Genomic DNA, 22,486 nt, shown 5'->3' with positions numbered 1-22,486 from the left:
TTGTGCCTTACGGGCGTGCGCGCCGCGGCCGCCCCTTTGTCGCGCTGCGACATGCACTCTCACGTCGGCGCGACACGCCTCGATTTGCGCGAAGCGATGGTGAAGAACGGCATGCTTCTCATCGCGAGAACGCTTTCCGCGGATCGCGCTGTCATACAGAACGAGCCCGGCAAGGGTTTTCGCCAAGTGCGGGAGCCGGAGCCCGGAGAGCTGGCGGCGCACTTCGACGGACGGCTCGCAAGGGTCCGCGAAGAAAACATGAATCGCAATCTCACCGAAGTGACGAGCGTCGCGATGCTCCAACGCCTGCGCGCCGGCAACGAGCCCGGAGTCGTGCTCGCGGCCGAAGGCGCGGATTTCCTCGAAGGCGATCTCAAGCGTTTGGAAACGATGCGCGCGAAGAACGTCGTGCACGTGCAGCTCGTGCACTATCGAGTGTCCGAAGTCGGCGACATCAGCACCGCGATGCCGGTGCACGGCGGATTGACCGCGTTCGGCAAGGACGTCGTGCGCGAGTGCAACCGGCTCGGCATCCTCGTCGACGTCGCGCACTGCACGCAGGACGGCATGGCGCAGGCGCTCGAGGTCTCGAGCAAGCCGCTCGTTTATTCGCACGGCCACGTCACCGCCGCGACCCCGCACTGGGCCAACGGCACGCGGCGCGCACGCGCGATCTCGACGGCGATGGCGAAGCGCGTTGCTGAAAAGGGCGGTGTCATCGGCATGTGGACGCCGCGATCGCAATACCGCACGTTCGACGGCTACGTCGACGCGCTCGTCGAGACCGCAGGCATCCTCGGGGCGCAGCACGTCGGCGTCGGCACCGACATCGCCGGCATACCCGGCGGCAGCGTCGTGCCGACGTACGACGACTTCGCGCTGCTCGACGAAGCGCTGGCGAAGCGCGGCGTGAGCGCTACGGACATCGCCGCGATCCTGGGCGGCAACTACCTGCGCGTCCTCGCGCAGGCGCTCGTCGCATGACCCCGACTGCCGAAAGGGTCAGACCCCGGCTTCTTCGGGGTCTGACCCTGGTTTTCTTCACGGCGCTCGCCTGCGGCGCCGACTGGCTCGAGCGCGCGGAGCGCACGCGCGAGGAACGTCCCGACCTCGTGCTCGCGGCGCTGCCGCTCGAGCCCGGCATCGCGGTTGCCGACAGCGGTGCGGGCACCGGCTATTACGCCAGGCGCATGGCGGAGCGCTCCGGCGCGAGCGGGATCGTCTACGCGACCGATTGCCTTGGCAGCACGTCGTGATTTTCAGGAAGAAGAGCTGATGCAGATCTGGGTAGACGCCGACGCGTGTCCCGCGGTCATCAAGGACATCATCTATCGTGCCGCCGAGCGCCTGAAGATCGAGACGGTGCTCGTCGCGAACATGCTGCTGCGCACGCCGCCGTCGCCTTATATCCGCGCGCTCCAGGTGCCGCGCGGCTTCGACGTCGCGGACAACGAGATCGTGAAGCGCGTGGAAACGGGCGACCTCGTGATCACCGCCGACATCCCGCTCGCCGCCGACGTCATCGCGCGCGGCGCGCACGCCCTCAACCCGCGCGGCGAGCTCTACACCCCGGACAACATCCGCGAGCGGCTCGAGATGCGCAACTTCCTCGATGAGCTCAGGGGCAGCGGCGTGCAGACCGGCGGCCCCGCACCGATCGACCACTCCGACCGCAAGCGCTTCGCCGACCAGCTCGATCGGTTCCTGGCGCGGCGATAGGGCTACAGCGGGTTACAGCGCGATCCCTTCGAGCGCCCTCGCCGGCGGCAGCGCGCCGCGGGCACGCAGCATCTCCGTGCACGCCTCGGCAGTGACGGGGCGCGAGAAATGGAAGCCCTGCATCTGGTCGCAATCGTTCTTCGCCAGGAATTCGAGCTGCGCCTCGTTCTCCACGCCTTCGGCGACGACCTTCAGCCGCAGCGCGTGCGCCATGGTGATCACCGCCTGGGCGATCGATCCGTCGTCCTGATCCCCCGGAAGGCCGACGACGAACGACCGGTCGATCTTGAGCGAGTCGATGGGAAAGCGCTTCAGGTAGCTCAGGCTCGAGTAGCCCGTGCCGAAATCGTCGATCGCGATCGTCACCCCGAGCGCTTTCAGCTCGCGCAGCGTCTCGCTCGTCGCCTCGACGTCGTGCATCGCCGTGCCCTCGGTGATCTCCAGGTCGAGGAGGCCGGGATCGACCGCGTGCTCGCGCAGCGCGCGGTCGACGACCGACGCGATGTCCTGCTGATGGAACTGCCGGGCCGAGATGTTGACCGCGACCGGCACCGCCGCGATGCCCGCGTCAAGCCAGCGGCGGATCTGCGCGCAGGCGGCGCGCAGCGCCCATTCGCCCATCGGCAGGATGAGCCCGATCTCCTCGGCGAGCGGGATGAACTGCGCCGGCGAAACGAGCCCGAGCTGCGGATGGCGCCAGCGCATCAGCGCCTCGACGCCGACGATGGCGCCGGTCTTCACGTCGACCTTGGGCTGGTAGAACAGGCCGAGCTCGTTGCGCTCGACCGCACGGCGCAGGTCGGCTTCGAGCGCCAGACGCTCGATCGCGGTCGCGTTCATCGTCTTGTTGTAATACTGATAGTCGCTCTTGCCCTGTTCCTTGGCGAAGTGCATCGCCGAGTCGGCGTTTTTCAGCAGGGTCTCCGCGTCGTTGCCGTCGAGCGGATAGAGCGCGATACCCACGCTCGCGCTCACCACGATCTCGTTGCCGTCCAGCCCGAACGGCCGCGCCAGCGCATCGAGCACGCGCCGCGCGACCTTGGCGGCGTCTTCCGCCTGCTGCACGGCGAGCAAGAGGGTGAACTCGTCGCCGCCCGGACGGCCGACGCTGTGACCTGCGCCCCAGGCTTCGTCGCGGCCGACGTAATCGCTCGGCCGCAGCGACTTGGCGAGCCGGGCCGCCGTTTCCTTCAGCAGCAGGTCGCCGCCGGCGTGTCCGAGCGTCTCGTTGACGCGCTTGAAGCGGTCGAGCCCCAGCGACAGCAGCACGATGGTGCGGCCGTCGCGCGGCGCGGCGGCGATCGCACGGCCGAGCTGCTCCTTGAACAGGTGGCGGTTCGGCAGCCCGGTGAGGCTGTCGTACAGCGCGAGCCGGCGTATCCGCTCGTCGGCGTTCTTGCGGTCGGTGATGTCCTGCACCGTGCCCTGCACGTGCACGGCGCGGCCCTCGGCGTTGTAGGTGACTTCGCCCTGCTGGTGAACCACGCGCACCGTCCCGTCGGGGCGGACGATGCGCCACTCGTGGTCGAGCGGCTGGCGGTTGCGCAGCGCCTCGGCGATCGCAGCCCTGAGAGCTTCGCGGTCGTCTGCGTGGACGATCTCGACGAGCCCTTTGGACGTGGGCGTGAAGGCGCTCGCGTCGAGCCCGAGGATGCGATAGATCTCGTCGGAGCACACCACGTGATCCCTGACGAGGTCCCAGTCCCAGTGCCCGAGCTGCGCGATGCGCTGGGCGCTCACGAGCCTCGACTGGCTCTGCGTGAGCTCGCCGAGCGCGGATTGCAGCCGCTCCTCGCGCGAATAGACTTCCCGCGCCATGAAGTCGAAGTGCGCCGCGAGGCGCCCGATCTCGTCGCCCGATCGATCGGCCGGCGCGGCGTGCGGCGCTTCGGTCGCCGTATCCGATCGCCCGCGGGTGAGCGCATGCGTCGCCGCCGCCAGGCCGCCCAGCGGGCGCACCACGACGCGCCGGAAGAAGACGGTGATGGCGAGCGCGGCGAGCGCGAAGATCGAGGTGAATATCCCGGTGACGAGCAGCGCGCTCTGGCGCCCGGCGCTCTCCACCCGGCCCGCCGGCACGTAGACGAGCTGCGAGCCGACGACCTCGTCCATGCGCCAGCCGTAGCCGTTCTCCGTGCCGTAGCGGGCGCGCATGCTCGCCGGCGCCGCCGCAGGGGTGCTGTGGCATTCGAGGCAGCTCGCGGACTGGACGCGGATCGGCCTCGCGGTGAAGAAAACCTCGTTGCCCGCGATGCGGCGGAAGCCGCTCTGCTCGGTCAGGTGCGGGTCGCTGCGGAAACGCTCGACGAGCCCGGTTTCGAACTCGTCGGCCTTGTCGGCCGGATTGGTCGGATTGAGCGTCGCTTCCTTGTAGCGAAAGTCGCGGTATTCGCGGTCTTTACGGAAAAACTCGAAGACACGGCTGGCCGAGTAGCCCGGCACGGTCTCGCGGATGAACCCAGCCCGCATGTCGAGCAGCGGCTTGACGTGGACGTTGATGTTCTCGCTGGTGTACTGCCGCACCGAGTTCATCGCCTTCAGCAGCATGTTCGCCTTGGAGACGACCTCGTGCTCCGCCTTGCTCTCGAGGGCGCGCGAAAGCGCGATCCAGCTCGTCACCATGCCGGTCACGAAGACCAGTGCGAGCAGCAGCGTGAATTTCGCGCCCAGTGGAAGGCGGCGGATTATTTCCATGAGATGGCGGATCGGGACGTCCGGGCCGCCCTTCTCCCCGGGCGGTCCCGGGAGCAGCGGCGGCGACGCCTGCCGATACCCGTAAAAGGTGCTGCGCACCCGATGGTCGTCGCCTGAATTACGACCGATACGCGCGGTTCTTGAGCGCGAGCACCCCGGGCCGACGCGTCTTTTTTGCGCCGCGTGTGCATTAACATACGGCCACCCAACGAGGAGGACGCATGAGAGCTCTTGCCACGGCCGCGGCGTGTGCCGCCACGGCCCTTATCGGATCGTCGCCCGTCCACGCGCAGACCGCGTCGGCCGCCGGTGCATACCCCGCCAAGCCCATCCGCGTGATCATCGCGCAGGCGCCGGGCAGCGCGACCGACGTCGTCACGCGCATCATCATCAACAAGCTCCACGAGCCGCTGGGGCAGCCGCTCGTCGTCGACGCGCGCCCCGGCGCGGGCGGCACGCTCGGCACCGACATCGCGGCCAAGGCGCCCGCCGACGGCTATAACCTCTTCATGGCGAACAACTCGACGCACGGCTCGAATCCCGCGCTGTATGCGAAGCTGCCGTACGACGCGGTGAAGGACTTCGCGCCGATCATTTTCGTCGCCGCCACGCCTTACGTCCTCACGGTGCACCCGTCGCTGCCGGTGTCGAACGTGAAGCACCTCATCGCGCTCGCGAAGGCCAGGCCCGGACAGCTCAACTACGCCTCCGCCGGCAACGGCAGCACGCACCAGCTCTCGGGCGAATTGCTGAAGAGCATGAGCGGCATCGACATGGTGCACGTGCCGTACAAGGGCACGACGCCGGCGATCGCCGCGCTGCTGTCCGGCGAAGTGTCGGTCATGTTCACGACGGCCTCCGGCATCCTGCCGCACATCAAGGCCGGCCGCGCCAAAGGCCTCGCGGTCACCACTTCGAGGCGCTCGAGCATGCTGCCCGGCGTGCCGACGGTCGCCGAGACGCTGCCGGGATTCGAGATGCTGTCGTGGTTCGGCCTGCTCGCGCCCGCGCATACGCCGCCGGCGATCGTCACGCGGCTCAACGCGGAGATGACCAGGGTGCTCGCGCTGCCCGACGTGCGCGCCGCCCTCACCACGCAGGGTTTCGAAGTGACGGGCGGGACGCCGGAGCAGTTCGGCGAATACATCAAACGCGAGATCGCGAAGATCACGAAGATCGCGAAAGCGGCCAACGTCAAAGCGGAGTAGACCATGCGCTACGAGCTTTACTATCACGCAGCGAATCCGGGACGCGGCGAGTTCATCCGGCTCGCGCTCGAGGAAGCCGGCGCCGATTACGTCGACGTCGCGCGCGAGCCCGGCGGCACCGAAGCGCTGCAAAAGCTCATGCAGGATCCGGCGAACAAGCGTCCCGCTTTCGCGCCGCCGTTCCTCACGCACGGCGACGTGACGGTCGGGCAGACCGCCAACATCCTTCAGTACATCGGGCCGAAGCTCGGCCTCGCGCCCGACGACGAGCAGGGCCGGCTGTGGGCGCACCAGCTCCAGCTCACGATCGCGGACCTCGTGCAGGCCATCCAGCACACGCACCATCCGATCGCCCACGGTCTGTACTACGAAGACCAGAAGGACGAGGCGATCGAATATTCGAAGCACTTCATCGCCGAGCGCGTGCCGAAGTTCCTCGGGCACTTCGAGCGCGTGCTCCAGGCGAACGGCGGCGAGCACATGGTCGGCGACCGGCTGTCGTACGTCGACCTGTCGATCTTCTGGCTGCTCGAGGGCCTGCGCTTCTCGTTCCCCAACGCGATGCGTAAGCTGGCACCGAAATACCCGGGTCTGTCGGCGCTGCACGATCGCGTCGCGGCGCGGCCGAAGATCGCCGCGTACCGCGCGTCGAACCGATGCATGGCGTTCAACGATCGCGGTGTCTTCAGGCACCTGCCGGACCTCGATCCGGCGTAAGGAATAAGAAGTGACGGATGGGGCGGTGACGGGTGAAGCGGTGACGAAAAGCAAACGCCCCGTGGGTCACACGGGGCGTCTGGTATTACGGAAGGTTCGGACCGTCTAGCGGTCGGCCTCCAAGGTGCGGGTCGATCCGCTCTGAAGGTCCTTACCTGTAAGGTCTCTCACGGGATCACCTCCTTTCAAAGTTGCCAGCGGGCGAGTGTAACAGGATGCGGCATGGCCGGATGTACGCCGCCGTACCATCCGTCACCGCCTCATCCGTCACCGCTTTATCCGTCACCCCTTCACGCCTAACATACGGGCACAACACTCAACGAGGAGGATCGATGGTTCGCACGCTGCTCGCCGCATCACTGCTCGCCCTGCCGCTCCTCACCGCCGCGGCCGCCACGGAGAAGACGACCTTCCCGCAGCGCCCGGTGCGCCTCCTCGTGCCGTACGCGCCGGGCGGCGCCACCGACATCATCGCGCGGCAGCTCGCCGCGAAGCTCAACGACGTCTGGGGTGTGGGCGTGGTCGTCGACAACCGCTCGGGCGCGTCGGGCAACATCGCGCTGGAAGTGGCCGCGAAAGCCTCGCCCGACGGCTACACGCTGATGGTGGGCAACGTCTCGACGAACGCGATCAACGAGACCACGTTCTCGAAGACCCTGTCGATCAAGCCGTCGCGCGATCTCACCGGCGTCACCAATCTGATCGAGCTGCCGCACGTGTATGCCGTGCCGCCTACGCTGCCGGCGGCGAGCCTCAGGGAGTTCATCGAGCTCGCGCGCAAGCAGCCGGGCAAGCTCAACTACGGCTCGGCGGGCCTCGGCACCTATCCGCACCTCGACGTCGCGCGCTTCGCCAAAGCGGCGAAGATCGAGCTCGTCCACGTGCCGTACAAGACCGGCGGCGCGGGCATGCTGACGGGCATCCTCCAGAACGAGGTGCAGCTCGTCATGATCAACCTCGCGTCGAGCATCGCCTCGATACGCGCCGGCCGCATGAAGGCGCTGGCGACGACGTGGCCGACGCGCCGGCCGGAGCTTCCCGACGTGCCGACCATGACCGAGGCGGGCTTCCCCGGCATCGGCACCAACGCATGGAACGGCCTCTTCGCGCCCGCCAGGGTGCCGAAGCCTCTGCTCAACCGGATTCACGCCACCGTGGTCAAAACGATGGAGACGCAGGAGATGAAGGATCAGCTCGCGAAGAGCCTGATGTCGGTCGTGGTCAACAAGTCGCCCGCCGAGTTCCAGCGCTTCATCGAAGACGAAGTGAAGAAGTGGTCGCGCGTGGTGGTCGAGAACGACATCAAGGTCGAATAACAGGCACTGTCATTGCGAGGAGCGTAGCGACGAAGCAATCCCGAGGGTCCGTGCGCCACGCCTACGGCGGGGCCGTAGGTCCCGCCGTTCGTTTTCCGGCCGGTGGCGGCCGAAGGCCGCCACGCCGCCTCCGGCGACTCGCGATGACTGAATAAAGCCCCGATGATGAACTCTCTCACCCTCCGTCCGCTCGACGCGCTCGCGTTCGAGAACACCCTCGTCTCCGCGCTGCCGGCCGACCCGGTGCTGCACAACATGCCGCGGCAGGTGCGGCACGCGGCCTACAGCCGTGTCGAGCCGACACCGGTGCGCGAGCCGAGGCTGCTCGCGTGGTCGGACGCGGTCGGCGCGATGCTCGGCCTGGCGCATCCCGAATCGGCGACCGGCCTCGAAGCGAAAGTGCTCGCCGGCAACACCGTGCTGCCCGGCATGCAGCCGTATGCCGCGCGTTATGGCGGACACCAGTTCGGCCACTGGGCCGGACAGCTCGGCGACGGGCGCGCGATCACGCTCGCCGAAGTGATCGGCGCCGACGGCGGCCGTTACGAGCTCCAGCTGAAAGGCGCCGGCCGCACGCCGTATTCGCGCACCGCCGACGGGCGGGCGGTGCTGCGCTCCTCGGTGCGCGAGTTCATGTGCTCCGAGGCGATGCACTGGCTCGGCGTGCCGACGACCCGCGCGCTGTCGCTCGTCGGCACCGGCGAAGCGGTCGTGCGCGACATGTTCTACGACGGCAATCCCGCGCCCGAGCCCGGTGCGGTGGTGTGCCGCGTCGCGCCGACGTTCGTCCGCTTCGGCAACTTCCAGATCCTCGCCGCGCAACAGGAAACCGAGCTCCTCAAACAGCTCGCCGATTACGTCATCGCCACGCATTACCCGCAGCTCGGCGCGCCCTCGCCCGAGGTCTACACGCGCTGGTTCGAGGAGATCTGCCGGCGCACCGGCCGCCTCATGGCCGAGTGGATGCGCGTGGGCTTCGTGCACGGCGTGATGAACACCGACAACATGTCGATCCTCGGGGTCACCATCGACTACGGCCCGTACGGCTGGCTCGAAGGCTACGAGCCCGCGTGGACGCCGAACACCACCGACGCGCAGGGCCGCCGCTACTGCTACGGCAACCAGCCGCAGATCGGGCTGTGGAACGTGGTGCAGCTCGCGAACGCGCTCATCCCGCTCGTCGGCGCGAAAGAGCCTTTGGAAGAAGCGCTGGGCGCGTACGGCGAGACGTACACCGACGAATGGCGGCGCATGCTTTCGGAGAAATTCGGGATCGCGGCGCTCGAAGGCGAAGAAGACGACAAGCTCGTCAACGACGGCTTCGAGCTCCTGCAGGACGTCGAGACCGACATGACGCTTTTCTTCCGGCTGCTGCCGACGGTGCCGCTCGACGCCGCCGACGACGCGGCGCTGGTCGAGCCGCTGCGCCGCGCCTATTACGCCGACGACGCGTTCGAGCCCGAGCACGTCGCGCGCACCGCCGCGTGGATGCGGCGCTACGCGGCGCGCGTGAAGCGCGACGGCGTCGACAGCGCCGCGCGCATCGAGCGCATGAATCGCGCGAATCCGAAGTACGTGCTGCGCAACTACCTCGCCCAACTGGCGATCGACGCGCTGGAGCAGGACGACGCTTCGGTGCTCGAGCGGTTGATGCGCGTGCTTCAGAACCCCTACGACGAGCAGCCCGAGAACGACGACCTCGCCGAGCGAAGACCGGAGTGGGCGCGCAATCGCGCCGGCTGCTCGGCGCTGTCCTGAAGCTCCTGAATACCGCGCCCGTGAGGCGCGAATCAGGTGTAGCGCAGGCGCCCTCGCCTGCATCGGATGTGAGGTCGTTCATTGCGGGCGAGGCGCCTGCGCTACGGTACGCACCGCGGTCGAGCACCGCGAGCGTTTCCAGTGCGCGGTGAACGGCACCCGCGTGAGTGCTATAGACTCCAGGTTCTTCAACCCTCCTGCGGTCTTCATCATGAAAGTCCTCAAGCTCTTCGCCGCGAGCGCGCTCGCGCTCGCCGTTTCCTCCGCTTTCGCTCAGTCGTATCCGTCGAAGACGATACGCCTCATCAGCCCTTTCGCCCCCGGCGGCGGCGCGGACATCACCGCCCGCGCGCTCGCCATGAAGCTCACGGCCGCACTGGGGCAGCAGGTCGTCGTCGACAACCGCGGCGGCGCCGGCGGGCTGGTCGGCGTCGAGCTCGCGACCAAGGCGCCGGCCGACGGTTACACCATCGTGCTCGGCACCATCGGCAACATCGCCGTCGCGCCGAGCCTCTATTCCAAGATGCCTTACGACCCGCAGAAAGATCTGGTGCCCATCGGACAGACCGCGAACGCGCTGAACGTCCTCGTGGTGCATCCCTCGCTGCCGGCTAAGACGGTGAAGGAATTCATCGCGGTCGCCAAGCAGCACCCGGGGCAGCTCCTGTTCGGCTCGTCGGGCGCGGGCGCGGCGGACCATCTCGCGGGCGAGCTCTTCAACACCATGGCGGGCGTGAAGATGGTGCACGTCCCCTACAAGGGGGGCGCGCCGGCGATGCTCGACCTCGTCGCGGGCCAGGTGCAGCTCGTGTTCTCCACCGTGTCCACGGCGATCGGCTCGATCCAGGCCAAGCGCATCCGCCCGATCGCGATGGCGGGCAACCAGCGCTACGAGCGCCTGCCGGAAATCCCGACGATCGCCGAAGGCGGCCTGAAAGGATTCGAAGCGAACAACTGGTACGGCTTCTTCGCGCCGGCCGGAACGCCGCGCGAGATCATCGCGCGCCTGAACGCCGAGACCACCAAAGCGCTGGCGATGGCCGACGTGAAGACGCGCCTCCTCGACTCCGGCATCATCGCCACGCCCAGCACGCCCGAGCAGTTCGCGGGTTACATCAAGTCCGAGACGGCGAAGTGGGCGAAGGTGGTGAAAGCCGCCCACATCAAGGCTGATTGATCGACCGTCATTCCCGACCCGCGGCAGCGGGATCGGGAATCTATTTTCGAGACTCGAACGTCGAGATGGATTCCCGCCTGCGCGGGAATGACGGCTTCGCGCCTTACGCCTTCATCCCCTGCAGCCGCCGGATGGCGTCGACGAAGAGGTCCGCGTCGGTGCCGTAGACGATGAGCTGCACGCCGCGCCTGGCGATGTCGCGGCCGTAGTCGACGTCGAGCTTGTTGCCGACGGTGGTCATCACGTATTTGCCGTGGCGCTTCGCCGCGGCGACGACCTTCTCCAGCGCCGCGCGCATCTTCGGCTCGTCGAAGGTCGCGCCGGGGACGCCGAGCGAGATCGCGAGGTCGGTCGGGCCGACGAAATAGACGTCGAGCCCGGGCATCGCCGCCAGCGCGTCGAAGTCCGCGATGCTCGCTTCGTCTTCCAGCAGGGGAATCGCCATCGTCTCGGTGTTCGCGCGATGGGCGTACGCGCTCCAGTCGCCGCGCGAGTAGCCCGCCGCGCGCACCATCGGACACGCGCCGCGCTCGCCGAGCGGCGCGTAGCGCATCGCGGAGAGCAATGCCAGGCAATTCGAGCGGTTCGCGTGAGGCAGCGCGATCCCCGCGCAGCCGAGGTTGAGCAGCTTCTTGATGAGCGCCGCGTCGACTTCGGGCACGCGCACGAACGGCGTGACGCCGGCCGCATCGGCCGCGCGTATGCAGTGCGCGGCGCGGTCGAGGTCGAGCGCGCTGTGCTCCATGTCGATGATGACGAAATCGACTTCGGCCGCCGCCATCATCTCGATCATCATCGGGCTGCCGGTGAAGAGGATCATGCCCGTGACGGCCCGGCCTTCGGCGAGCAGCTTGCGTACTTTGTTTCCGGTTTGCATGCGATACCTGTCTTCGGAAGAACGAATGTGCGCACCCGAGCGCACGTTCATTCCAAATGCTTCGAATCGTGACGCCGTGGTTGCGGGCGTAACGTAGACGTACGTATTGCGCGGAGGCTCGACAGTATGCTATCGCATGCGCTGCGTCGTGGCCCGCGCACGTGTGAGTGACTGCACGAGCGGGTGCCGTCCGGAAAATCATTACAACAATCGAGGAGCGGATGTTGCGGCAGTGCGGCTGCTGCATGGGTTCCGCATGCGCATGACAGAAACGATACGTGCAGTGATGTTCGTGCTCGACGAGCGGCGTTATGCGCTGCCGCTCGCCGACGTCGAGCGCATCGTGCGTGCCGTCGACGTGGTTCCCCTCCCCGGCTCGCCGCACCTGGTGCTCGGCATCATCGACGTGAGCGGACACGTGCTGCCCGTGATCAGCCTGAGGCGGAGGTTTTCGCTCGCCGATCGTGAGATCGACGTCGCGGACCAGTTTCTCATCGCGGCCACGGCCGCGCGGCCGGTCGCGCTGGTGATCGACGAGGCCGCGGGTGTCATCGAGTGCGAGCCCGATGCCGTCGCGGCGCCGGCGTCGATCGGGCCGGGTATGGAGGCTTTCCAGGGCGCGGTCAGGCTGAAGGACGGCCTGGTGCTGATCCACGATCTGACGAAGCTGCTGACGCTCGACGAGAGTCGCGAGCTCGAGGCGGCGCTGGGCAGCCATGGCGAAGCGCGGCGATGAACGCTGGGCGCGCGTGTGCGAGACGGTCGTCGAAGCGACGGGCCTGCACTTCCCGCGCGAGCGCCACGACGATCTGCGCCGTGGTATCGCGGCCAGCGCACGCGAGCTGGGGTTCGACGACGCCGACGCATGCGTCGAGTGGCTCGCCGCGGCGTCGCTCACGACCGCGCAGGTCGAGATACTCGCGAGCCACATCACGGTCGGCGAGACTTATTTCTTTCGCGACGGCGGCGCTTACGACGCGCTCAGAGAGTCCCTGCTCGGAGACACGCTCCGCGGAGGCGGCGGCCGTCGGCTGCGCATCTGGAGCGCCGCGTGCTGCACCGGCGAGGAAGCGTATTCGCTCGCGATCATGCTGCGGGAGACCGTGCCCGATCTCCCGGAATGGGATGTGCGGATCCTCGCCACCGACATCAACCCGCGCTTCCTCGAGAAAGCCGCCGCGGCGACCTACGGGGAATGGTCGTTCCGCTCCGAGCCGCCCGGCCTCAGAGCACGCTATTTCCGCCGGACCGCGGACGGACGCTACGCCGTGGCCCCCGAGATCAGGGCGATGGTGAAGTTCGCGCCGCTGAACCTCGCCGCGTACGGGTCTTATCCGTCGCCGCTCACCGACACCCATGCGATGGACGTCATCTTCTGCCGCAACGCGCTCATGTACTTCGCCCCGCAGCCGATGCGCCGGGTGATCGACCGGCTGCACGACGCTCTCGTGCCGGGCGGCTGGCTGGCGGTCGCGCCGAGCGAGACGTCGGCCGCGTTGTTCGAGCGATTCACTCCGGTCAACCGCCGCGGGTCGCTGCTCTACCGCCGACCGCTCGCACCGATCGACAGCTCGCCGGTCCCGCCCCGCCGTGCGCCCGCGCCGCGCGCGGCGCATGCACCCGATAGCGTCGTGTCGTGCGCCGAGCGCGCGCGGCTGCACGCCGATCTCGGCGAGCACGAGCAGGGGCTCGCGTGGTGCGACCGATGGGCCGCGGCCGACCTGCTCGATCCGGAGGCGCACTACCTGCGCGCGGCGATTCTCTTCGAGCTGGAGCGCCACGACGAAGCCAGAAGCGCGCTGCAGCGATCGTTGTTTCTGCAGCCCGACTTCGTGCTCGCGCATTACGCGCTGGGCAGCCTGGCTGCGCGCTGCGGCGACCAGGGGAGCGCACGCCGCCATTACGTCAATGCGCTGCACCTGCTGAGCCGCCGCGAAGTCGACGAGCTCGTTCCCGGTTCCGACGGGCTCAGCACCGGCCGGCTCGCCGAGACGATCGGCGCGATCCTGGCGACCGCGAGCGGCCGCGATGAATGACGATGCCATGAGCGCCGAGTCGCGCCGGATACTTCGCGCACGCGCCGAGGCGCTCGCGCGTCCGATCGATCCGGCGCCGCACGGCGAAACGGCGATCGAAGTGCTCGAATTCTCTCTCGCGCACGAGCGTTATGCGCTCGAGGTGCGCTACGTGAACTCGGTGGAGCCGCTCGGCCAGCTCGCGCCGCTCCCGTGCGCGCCGCCTTTCGTGGCCGGCATCGTCAACGTGCGGGGCCGGCTGCTCCCGGTGCTCGACCTGAAGAAATTCTTCGACTTGCCCGAGCAGGGGCTGACGGATCTGCACGCCGTCATCGTCGTGAGCGGCCGGGACATGGAGTTCGGCCTGCTCGCCGACCTCATCGTCGGCGTGCGGCCCGTTGCCGCCGCGGGCCTGCAGCGGGAGCTGCCGACGCTGACGGACATCGGCGCCGAATACCTGAAAGGGGTCACTGCCGAGCGGCTCGTCGTGCTCGACGCTGCGCGCATCATGGCCGACCCGAAGATCATCGTGGATGAGGACATCTGAGTGAAAAACATGAACGGTTCAATCCAGTGGGGAGTCGGCGCAAGAATCGGCCTCGGCTTCGGGTTCGTGCTCGCGATATTCACCGGAGTGGGCATCGTCTCCTACTACACGACGAGCCAGCTCATCGAGACGTCGGACGCGCGGCAGCTGACGTACGAGCTGCTCAACGGGCTCGGGCAGATCGAGCTGCACACCGTGGAGATGCAGAACGCGCTTCGCGGCTACGCGGTCATCGGCGACGAGAAACAGCTCGAGGGCTATCGGGTCGCCCTCGAGAAGACCGAAACCGCGCTGCGCAACGCGAAGACCCTCGCCGACAGCGATCCGCGCCAGCGGCAGCACTTCGACCAGTTCGAGACGATCGTCAGAACCCGTCTCGCGCGCGGCGAGCAGACGCTGGCTGCGATGCGTCAGAAGGGACCCGCGGCCGCGGCCGAGCTGATCCGCAGCGTCAACGAGTCGGGCGGCGGCGCCACCGTCACCCTGCGCGCGGCGCTCGACCAGCTGGAAGCCGAAGGCCGGCGCATCCTCAAGGAGCGCAGCGACAAGACGGACGCGGACGCCCACCTCTCGAGGTGGGTCATGTCGCTGGGCACGCTCGCGGCGGTGGTGCTGTCGGCGCTGGCGGCATTCCTGATCGCACGCGGCATCTCGCGTCCGCTGCGCCAGCTCACCGAGGTCGCCGAAGCCATCACGGGGGGCAACCTCGACGTCAAGTTCGAGGTGAGCGCGCGCGCCGATGAGGTCGGGGTGCTCTCGCGCGCGTTCGATCGCATGACCAAAGCGTTGCGCAGGATGGCGACCATGGCCGAGCAGATCGCCGCCGGCGACCTGCGCATGCGCATCGAGCCGCAATCGGCCGACGACGTGCTGGGGCACGCGTTCGTGCGGATGAGCGAGAACCTGCGCGAGCAGATAGGCGCGCTCGTCGAAAGCGCGAACGTGCTCGGCACCGCCGCGAACGAGATCGTCGCCTCGACGAGCCAGCTGGCGGCGAGCGCGAGCGAAGCGGCCGCCGCGGTGAGCGAGACGACGACCACGGTCGAAGAGGTGCGGCAGACGGCGCAGATCTCGACCCAGAAGGCGAAACTGGTTTCGGACAGCGCCCAGAGCGCCGCACAGAACTCCCGCAGCGGCAGCAAATCCGCGGAAGACGTCGCGGCCGGCATGCAGCGGATCAGCGTGCAGATGGAGGGCATCGCGGCGAGCATGATGCGGCTGTCCGAGCAGGGCCAGGCGATCGGCCAGATCATGGCTTCGGTCGAAGACCTCGCCGCGCAGTCGAACCTGCTGGCGGTCAACGCAGCGATCGAGGCCGCGAAGGCGGGCGAGCACGGCAAGGGATTCGGCGTCGTGGCGCAGGAGGTGAAAAGCCTCGCCGAGCAATCGCGGCAGGCCACGCACCAGGTCCGCGCGATCCTCGGCGACATCCAGAAGGCGACCGCGAGCGCGGTGATGGCCACCGAGGAAGGTGCGAAAGCGGTCTCTGCGGGCACCCGTCAGACCGAGCTCGCCGGCGGTGCGATACAGGCGTTGACCGTCAGCGTCAGCGACGCCGCGCAGGCCGCGACGCAGATCGCGGCGTCGAGCCAGCAGCAGCTCGTCGGCGTCGACCAGGTCGCCGCGGCGATGGACAGCATCAAGCGCGCGAGCGCGCAGAACGTGGCGAGCGCCAAGCAGCTCGAGAACGCGGCGCGCAACCTGAACGACCTCGGCCAGCGGGTCAAGCACATGATCGACCGCTACCAGGTCTAGCGGATCGCCCGCATGAGCCACGACGACGAGGCGTTCCTCGAGGAATTGCGCGCGACGTTTCTGGTCGAAGCGCGCGAACACCTGCAGACGATGTCCAGCGGCCTCCTCGGGCTGGAGAAAGCGTCCGGGGCGGCCGCAGCGCGCGACATCGTGGAAGCCGTGTTTCGCGCGGCGCACAGCCTGAAAGGCGCCGCACGGGCCGTGGACCTCGCGCGCGCCGAGTCGCTCTGCGAAACGCTCGAAGACGTCTTTGCCGGATGGAAGCAGCGCGGCGCCGATCTCGATGCCGCCTCGCTCGACGCGGCCCACCGCAAGCTCGAAGCGCTCGCGCGCGCAGTGGAGGAAGCCCGCGCCGCGGCGCCGCCTGTCGAGGCGCCTCCCCCGGCGCAGACGCCCTCGCCGCCGCAGGAACCGACGCGCCCCCCCGCCGAGGCGGCGCCGGCCCTGGCCGATGCCGAGATCCGGGAGACCGTGCGCATCCCGGTGCACAAGCTCGAGGCGCGGCTGCGCGACGCGCAGGAGCTGCTCTCGATCAAGCTCGCGGCCGCGCAGCGCGTGACCGACCTGCAGGCGCTCGGCGAGCGTCTCGCGGCGTGGCGTGATACGTGGGCGCAACTCGATCCCGACGTGCGGCAGCTGCGGCAGCCGAGAGCCGACACTCAGGAAGGCCCGGCGCTGGCCCGCTTCTTCGAGTTCGTCGAATCGGGACGGCACACGGTCAAGTCGATCGAAGACGGGCTCGCCGCGATACGCCATGCGGCCGAACGCGACCGGCACGCCGCAGGCAGACTGATCGACGGCCTGCTGGAGGAATCCAAGACGTTGCTGCTGCTGCCGTTCGCAACGATCTCGGCGTCGTTCCCCAAGCTCGTGCGCGACCTTTCGCGCGAGCAGGGCAAAGCGGTGAATTTCACGATTCTCGGGGACGACGTCGAGATCGACCGGCGCATCCTGGAAGAGGTCAAGGACCCGATCATCCACCTGCTGCGCAATACGATCGACCATGGGGTCGAATCGCCGCAGGCCCGCGCGCGCGCGGGCAAGCCCGAGCGCGCGACCGTCACGCTGACGGTCTCGCGCGTCAACGGAAGCAAAGTGGAGCTGCGCCTGTCCGACGACGGCGCCGGCATCGACACGGTCAGGGTGCGGGAGTCCGCCGTGCGCAACGGCGTCCTCCCGGCGCACGACGCCGAGCGTCTGACCGAGGAGCGGACACAGGCGCTGATCTTCGAGTCGGCGGTATCGACCCGATCGTCGGTGACCGCGGTCTCGGGTCGCGGTCTCGGGCTGGCCATCGTCCGCGAAAAAGCCGAGAAGCTCGGCGGCAGCGTGAGCGTCGAGAGCCGGCCCGGCGCAGGCACTGCTTTCCGGCTGGTCGTTCCCGGCACGATGGCGACGTTCCGCGGAGTACTCGTCGAGGCCGCGGGCCAGGTGCTCGTCGTGCCGATCGCGCAGGTCGAGCGCGTGTCGCGCGCGAAGCCGGACGACGTGAAAAGCGTCGAGGGACGCGACACCGTGTCGTTCGACGGCAGGGCCGTCGCCCTGGCGCACCTCGCCGACGTGCTCGATCTGCCGCTCGCTCAGCGCGCCGCGCCGCCGGCGGCCGGACTACCGGTCGTGGTGCTCGCCAGCGGCGAGCAGCGGATCGCGTTCGGCGTGGATGCGGTCAGGGGCGAGCAGGACCTGCTGCTGAAGCCTTTCTCCAGGCCGCTGGTGCGCGTGCGCAACGTCGCCGCCCTGACGGTGCTCGGGTCGGGCGCGATCGCACCGGTGCTCAACGTGAGCGATCTCTTCAAGTCGGCGCGCCGGCTGTCTGTCGCGATCGCGCGACCCGAACCCTCCACCCAGCCGACGATGAGCGAGAGCAAGTCGATACTCGTCGCCGAAGACTCGATCACTTCGCGCATGCTGCTGAAGACCATCCTCGAGGCCGCGGGGTACAAGGTCAGGCTCGCGGTCGACGGCATGGACGCGCTGACGCTGCTGCGCACCGAGCACTTCGATCTCCTCGTCTCCGACGTCGAGATGCCGCGGCTCAACGGGTTCGATCTCACCGCCCGAGTGCGCGCGGACCGGCGGCTGTCGGCGCTGCCCGTGATCCTGGTCACTGCGCTCGCGACGCGCGAAGACCGCGAGCGCGGCGTGGAAGCCGGCGCCAACGCGTACATCGTGAAAGGCAACTTCGACCAGAGCGATCTGCGCTCGGCCGTGGCGCGCCTCATACAGGAACGCTGACCTTGGAACATCGCAAGATCGCCGTGCTCGTCGTCGAGGATTCGCCGACCGTCCGGCTCTTCCTCACTCACCTGCTCGAAAGCGATCCGCAGATTCGCGTGATCGGCGCCGTCGACGACGGGCAGGCGGCGCTGGATTTCGTGCGCGACCAGCGGCCCGACGTGGTGGTGATGGACCTGAACATGCCCCGGCTCGACGGCTTCGAAGCGACCCGGCTCATGATGCAATCGCACCCGGTGCCCATCGTCATCTGCAGCGCGACCACCAACGTCAAGGACACGATCATCACGTTCCGCGCGATGGAAGTCGGCGCCATCGCCTGCGTGGGCAAACCGACGCGCCGCGACGACGGCGATTTCGAGGACACCGCGAAGACCTTGCTGACGACGGTGAAGCTGATGTCCGAAGTCAAAGTCGTGCGCCGCCACCCCCACCGGCCGCGCCCGTCCGTAGCGGCGCAGGAACGACAGCGCGCGACGGAGCTTCGGCTGGTCGGCATCGGCGCGTCGACCGGGGGCCCCCCGGTGCTCCAGACGATCCTCGGCGCACTGCCCAAGAACTTCGCCGCGCCCATACTCGTCGTGCAGCACATGGCGCGCGGTTTCATCGCCGGCATGGCGGAATGGCTGAACGACACCACGGCGCTGCAGGTCCACATCGCCTCGCACGGCATCTATCCGCAACCCGGCCACGTCTATCTCGCGCCCGACGACTTCCATATGGGCGTGGGCGGCGGCGGCGCCATCGCGCTGAGCCGCGAGCCGCCCGACAACCACCTGCGGCCGGCGGTGTCTTTCCTCTTTCGATCGATCGCCGCGGCCTGGGGCCCGAGCGCGGTCGGCGTGCTGCTGACCGGCATGGGCAGGGACGGGGCCGAGGCGCTCAAAACGATGAAAGACCGCGGCGCGGTCACCATCGCGCAGGACCGCGAGAGCTGCGCGGTGAACGGCATGCCCGGGGCCGCGATCGAGCTCGGGGCCGCCGCTCACGTGCTGGCGCCGGAGCGCATTGCACAGACCCTCATCAAGCTGGTCGACCCGAACGGCCCGCCGACGGACAAGACATCATGAGCACGACAACCCGCACCGACGACGCCGCAGCAGCGGCCACCACCATACTCATCGCCGAGGACAGCGCGACGCAGGCCCAGCACCTGAAGCACATCCTCGAGCGGCACGACTATCGGACGGCCGTCGCGACCGACGGCCGCATCGCGCTGGAGATGGCCGAAATGCTCAGACCGACGCTCATCATCAGCGACGTCGTGATGCCGGAGATGGACGGGTACGAGCTCTCGCACCGGGTGAAGACCCACCCGGAGCTGCGCGACACGCCGGTGATCCTCGTCACCACGATGTCCGACTCGCAGGATGTCATACGGGGCGTCGAGTGCGGCGCCGACAATTTCATCGTCAAACCGTATGAAGAGCAGTACCTGCTGGCGCAGGTGCGACAGGTGCTGGCAAACACCCGGCCGCGGCTGGCGGAAGAGACAGGGCACCGCGTCGAGATCCACTTCAATGGCGCCCGCCACGTCATCACCGCGGACACGCCGCAAGTGCTCAACCTCCTGCTGTCGACCTACGACGCGGCGATCCAGCGCAACAAGGACCTGAAGCGCACCCAGGACGCCCTGCAATCGCTCAATGCACAGCTCAAGGACGCCAATCAGGAGCTGGAATCGTTCTCGTACTCGGTCTCGCACGACCTTTCTGCGCCGCTGCGCCACATTGACGGTTATGCCGCGATGCTCGCGCAGCACACGGAGGGCCAGCTCCCGGCGCAGGCGGTGCGCTGCCTCGACGTGATCCGCGGCCAGAGCCGGCGCATGCGCCAGCTCATCGAAGACCTGCTCTCGTTTTCCCGGACCGGCCGCGCCGAAATGCGTCAGAGCCGTGTCGATCTCGATGCGCTGGTGAGGACCGCGATAGCCGATCTCGAAATGGCCGTGCAGGGGCGCAACATCGAATGGAGCGTCGGCGCGCTGCCCGCCGCGCTCGGCGATCCTGCGCTGCTGAAACAGGTCTTCGCGAACCTGCTCGGCAACGCGGTGAAATACAGCCGGCCCCGTGATCCTGCGCGGATCGAAATCGGGGCGACCGTGGACGACGACCGTCAGATGACGGTGTTCGTGCGCGACAACGGCGTGGGCTTCGACATGAAGTTCGCAGACAAGCTGTTCGGCGTCTTCCAGCGCCTGCACATGGAGAGCGAGTTCGAAGGCACGGGCATCGGCCTCGCCAACGTGCGGCGGATCATCTCACGCCACGGCGGCAGGATACGGGTGCAGGCCGCCGTCGACGAAGGGGCCACGTTCAGCTTCACCCTCACGCGGTTCGAGGGGCGCTGAGCTTCACCGCTCCGCGAGCTGCATCGCCCGAAACCCCACCTGCCCCGTCACCATGCCGCTCATCGGCAGCACGCTGCAGATCGCCTCGAGCACGTGGCGCCTGGTCATGCCGTAGTCGTAGGCGCGGCGGATGTGCGCGGCGGCGAGGTCCGCTTCGCCGCGCATCGCCAGTGCGGCGACGGCGATGAGCTCGCGCGGGCCGGGGCCGAGGATCTCGCCTTCAGTCAGGCAGTGATCGGCGAACGCCGTCGCACGGCGGACCAGCTCGGCGTCGATGCTTGCGGCGTAACGCCACTCGGGCGTATCGGCGGCGCTCTCGGGCGCATCGCCCTTGCGCGTGCGGCCCATCGTCATCTCGGCGAAAGGTTTCAGCTCTTTCGGCTCACCCCCCGCCCGCAGCTCGCCATACGGATAGAGCGGATTGTTCGCCTCGATGATCGCGAGCGACACGAACGTGAGGTTCGACCATCCCACGACCGCCGAGAACGCGATCGCGCCTTCGAAGATCGCCCTGTCGGTGAGGCCCATGCGGTAGGCGCGCCGTATGTGGTTCGGCGAGTGGCGCATGTCGCCTTTCGAGCACAGCGCGGGGATGGCGATCAGCTCGCGCATCGGGCCCGAGAGCTGGTCGTCGGTGTGCTCGACGCCGTGGTACGAATGCAGATAGCTGCCGGTCTCGGTGATGAGGCGATAGGTCTCGGGCGAGGCATGCGCCAGCGGTTTCCATTCGGGGAAGATGTCGCCGCGGGCTTTGGTGGCGATGGCGAGCAGCTCTTCGGGTGTCTTCGATTCGGAGGGCAAACGGTTTCCTTTGCTCGAGTCAAAATGGATCCCCGCCTACGCGGGGATGACGACTGGTGGTCATTCCCGATCAGTCGCCTACGCGGGGATGACGACCACCGTCATTCCCGAGTGATCGCCTGCTCGTGCTGTGTCATCGCGAGGCTCGCACAGCGAGCCGTGGCGATCTCGTGGCGCACGAGCCGTCCCGAGCGCCTCGGGATTGCGTCGTCGCCGCGCGCGCGGCTCCTCGCAATGACGCAGCAGGACTACGCGGGGATGACGATGAGCGCATGCGCGGGTGATGGTGACGAGTATCGTCATTCCCGACGCCCGACAGGGCGATCGGGAATCCATTTTCAAGTCTCAATCCGCGCGGATGTTCGCTTCTCGGACCAGCTTGCCCCACTTCTCGATCTCGCCCCGGGTGTAATCGCGAAGCTGATCGGGCGTGCCGGACAGCGGCTCGACCGCCATGTCCTGGAACTTCTGCTTGATCTCGTCGCTCGTCATCGCCCCGGCGAGGCTTTGATTGAGGCGCTCAGCGGCAGGCCTCGGTGTCGCGACCGGCACCCACACGCCCCACCAGTTCTCGGCGACGAAGCCGGGCAGGCCCGCTTCGGCGATCGTCGGGATGTCGGGCGCGACGTTCGAGCGCTTGGCGCCGCTCACCGCGAGCGGCCTCACCTTGCCCGCCTTGACGTGCGGCAGGATCGGCTGCGGATCGGCGAACACGAGCTGCACGTTGCCGGCGAGCAGGTCCTGGATCGCGAGCACACCGCCCTTGTAAGGCACGTGCGTGATCTCGATCTTCGCGATGCGCTTCATCATCTCGCCGCCGAGATGGCCGAGCGTACCGGGACCGGCGGTGCCGAAGTTCAGCGTGCCGGGCTTGTCGCGCGCGAGCTTGATCCATTCGGCGAGGTTCTTCGCCGGAGAATTCGCGTTCGTCACGAGGATGGTCGGCGCGATCGCGACCATCGACACCGGCTGGAAGTCGCGCGCCATGTCGTACGGCACTTTCGAGATCTGCGGGTTGATCGCGACCGGCCCCATGTTGCCGATCACGAACGAGCTGCCGTCGGGCGTCTGTCGCGCGGCGTATTCCATGCCGATCGAGCCGTTCGCGCCGGCCTTGTTCTCGACGAGCACGTTCTGGCCCCAGATCTCGCCGAGCTTCTGCGCGATGAAGCGCGCCATGATGTCGGAGGCGCCGCCGGGCGGATAGGTGGTAATGAGACGGACTTGTTTGGCGGGCGCGGTTTGCGCGGTCGAGATCGCGGGAACGATCAGCGCGGCGGCGAGGGCGACGAGGGATAACGCACGTGCAACCATGAC

General features: G+C 68.0%; 19 protein-coding genes. 15 read left to right on the top strand and 4 right to left on the bottom strand.

Going from position 1 to position 22,486, the window contains the following annotated elements; translation table 11 throughout:
• Positions 1–258: 258 nt before the first annotated feature.
• Genes VHP37_11085 through VHP37_11075 form a run of 3 tightly spaced genes read left to right on the top strand, consistent with a single transcriptional unit; the run spans position 259 to position 1,719 of the window.
• On the top strand, positions 259–984 hold the full coding sequence (locus VHP37_11085; protein HEX2826882.1) for a membrane dipeptidase: 726 nt from the start codon (positions 259–261) through the stop codon (positions 982–984).
• Positions 981–1,256, top strand: a complete 276-nt coding sequence (locus tag VHP37_11080) for a hypothetical protein (GenBank protein ID HEX2826881.1) — start codon at positions 981–983, stop codon at positions 1,254–1,256. The genes VHP37_11085 and VHP37_11080 overlap by 4 nt, the downstream gene beginning before the upstream one ends.
• Positions 1,257–1,275: 19 nt before the next feature.
• Complete coding sequence (locus VHP37_11075; GenBank protein HEX2826880.1) at positions 1,276–1,719, top strand: YaiI/YqxD family protein; 444 nt, start codon at positions 1,276–1,278, stop codon at positions 1,717–1,719.
• Positions 1,720–1,731: 12 nt separating this feature from the next.
• On the opposite strand, the gene VHP37_11070 is transcribed toward VHP37_11075, so the two are convergent.
• Positions 1,732–4,512: an EAL domain-containing protein gene (locus VHP37_11070; GenBank protein ID HEX2826879.1), complete on the bottom strand. Its 2,781-nt coding sequence runs from the start codon at positions 4,510–4,512 to the stop codon at positions 1,732–1,734.
• A 122-nt stretch (positions 4,513–4,634) separates the two neighbouring features.
• Here VHP37_11070 and VHP37_11065 point away from each other — a divergent pair, with 122 nt between their 5' ends.
• The 5 genes from VHP37_11065 (at position 4,635) to VHP37_11045 (ending at position 10,589) form a co-directional block, all read left to right on the top strand.
• Positions 4,635–5,621 (top strand): tripartite tricarboxylate transporter substrate binding protein, encoded by a 987-nt coding sequence (locus tag VHP37_11065; protein ID HEX2826878.1) that lies wholly within the window; start codon positions 4,635–4,637, stop codon positions 5,619–5,621.
• Between the two features lie 3 nt (positions 5,622–5,624).
• Positions 5,625–6,338, top strand: a complete 714-nt coding sequence (locus VHP37_11060; GenBank protein HEX2826877.1) for a glutathione S-transferase family protein — start codon at positions 5,625–5,627, stop codon at positions 6,336–6,338.
• 332 nt (positions 6,339–6,670) lie between these two features.
• A complete protein-coding gene (locus VHP37_11055) occupies positions 6,671–7,654 on the top strand; it encodes a tripartite tricarboxylate transporter substrate-binding protein (GenBank protein ID HEX2826876.1) in 984 nt (327 codons plus the stop codon).
• Positions 7,655–7,819: 165 nt separating this feature from the next.
• The gene (locus tag VHP37_11050) at positions 7,820–9,412 is read left to right on the top strand and encodes a YdiU family protein (GenBank protein HEX2826875.1); all 1,593 of its coding nucleotides are present in this window, start codon (positions 7,820–7,822) and stop codon (positions 9,410–9,412) included.
• A gap of 211 nt (positions 9,413–9,623) precedes the next feature.
• The gene (locus tag VHP37_11045; protein HEX2826874.1) at positions 9,624–10,589 is read left to right on the top strand and encodes a tripartite tricarboxylate transporter substrate binding protein; all 966 of its coding nucleotides are present in this window, start codon (positions 9,624–9,626) and stop codon (positions 10,587–10,589) included.
• 103 nt (positions 10,590–10,692) lie between these two features.
• Here the strand turns inward: VHP37_11045 and VHP37_11040 are convergent, their stop codons facing one another.
• Positions 10,693–11,466: an aldolase/citrate lyase family protein gene (locus VHP37_11040; GenBank protein HEX2826873.1), complete on the bottom strand. Its 774-nt coding sequence runs from the start codon at positions 11,464–11,466 to the stop codon at positions 10,693–10,695.
• Between the two features lie 256 nt (positions 11,467–11,722).
• Between VHP37_11040 and VHP37_11035 the strand changes: the two genes are divergently transcribed.
• Genes VHP37_11035 through VHP37_11005 form a run of 7 tightly spaced genes read left to right on the top strand, consistent with a single transcriptional unit; the run spans position 11,723 to position 20,368 of the window.
• The gene (locus tag VHP37_11035) at positions 11,723–12,202 is read left to right on the top strand and encodes a chemotaxis protein CheW (GenBank protein HEX2826872.1); all 480 of its coding nucleotides are present in this window, start codon (positions 11,723–11,725) and stop codon (positions 12,200–12,202) included.
• A complete protein-coding gene (locus VHP37_11030; GenBank protein HEX2826871.1) occupies positions 12,183–13,502 on the top strand; it encodes a CheR family methyltransferase in 1,320 nt (439 codons plus the stop codon). Before VHP37_11035 ends, VHP37_11030 begins: the two co-directional genes overlap by 20 nt.
• Positions 13,495–14,028: a chemotaxis protein CheW gene (locus VHP37_11025; GenBank protein ID HEX2826870.1), complete on the top strand. Its 534-nt coding sequence runs from the start codon at positions 13,495–13,497 to the stop codon at positions 14,026–14,028. Before VHP37_11030 ends, VHP37_11025 begins: the two co-directional genes overlap by 8 nt.
• Positions 14,029–14,037: 9 nt before the next feature.
• On the top strand, positions 14,038–15,783 hold the full coding sequence (locus VHP37_11020) for a methyl-accepting chemotaxis protein (protein ID HEX2826869.1): 1,746 nt from the start codon (positions 14,038–14,040) through the stop codon (positions 15,781–15,783).
• Between the two features lie 12 nt (positions 15,784–15,795).
• Positions 15,796–18,018, top strand: coding sequence for a response regulator (locus VHP37_11015; protein ID HEX2826868.1), 2,223 nt, complete (start codon positions 15,796–15,798; stop codon positions 18,016–18,018).
• A gap of 2 nt (positions 18,019–18,020) precedes the next feature.
• Complete coding sequence (gene cheB / locus VHP37_11010) at positions 18,021–19,088, top strand: chemotaxis-specific protein-glutamate methyltransferase CheB (protein HEX2826867.1); 1,068 nt, start codon at positions 18,021–18,023, stop codon at positions 19,086–19,088.
• The gene (locus VHP37_11005) at positions 19,085–20,368 is read left to right on the top strand and encodes a response regulator (GenBank protein ID HEX2826866.1); all 1,284 of its coding nucleotides are present in this window, start codon (positions 19,085–19,087) and stop codon (positions 20,366–20,368) included. The genes cheB and VHP37_11005 overlap by 4 nt, the downstream gene beginning before the upstream one ends.
• A 3-nt stretch (positions 20,369–20,371) precedes the next feature.
• On the opposite strand, the gene VHP37_11000 is transcribed toward VHP37_11005, so the two are convergent.
• A complete protein-coding gene (locus VHP37_11000; protein ID HEX2826865.1) occupies positions 20,372–21,169 on the bottom strand; it encodes a carboxymuconolactone decarboxylase family protein in 798 nt (265 codons plus the stop codon).
• A 345-nt stretch (positions 21,170–21,514) separates the two neighbouring features.
• Entirely contained in the window at positions 21,515–22,483 is a 969-nt protein-coding gene (locus VHP37_10995) for a tripartite tricarboxylate transporter substrate binding protein (GenBank protein ID HEX2826864.1), read from the bottom strand.
• Positions 22,484–22,486: the final 3 nt, after the last annotated feature.

Source organism: Burkholderiales bacterium, from assembly GCA_036262035.1.
Taxonomy (GTDB): Bacteria; Pseudomonadota; Gammaproteobacteria; order Burkholderiales; family SG8-41; genus JAQGMV01.
This window is presented reverse-complemented; position numbering and strand designations above follow the sequence as displayed.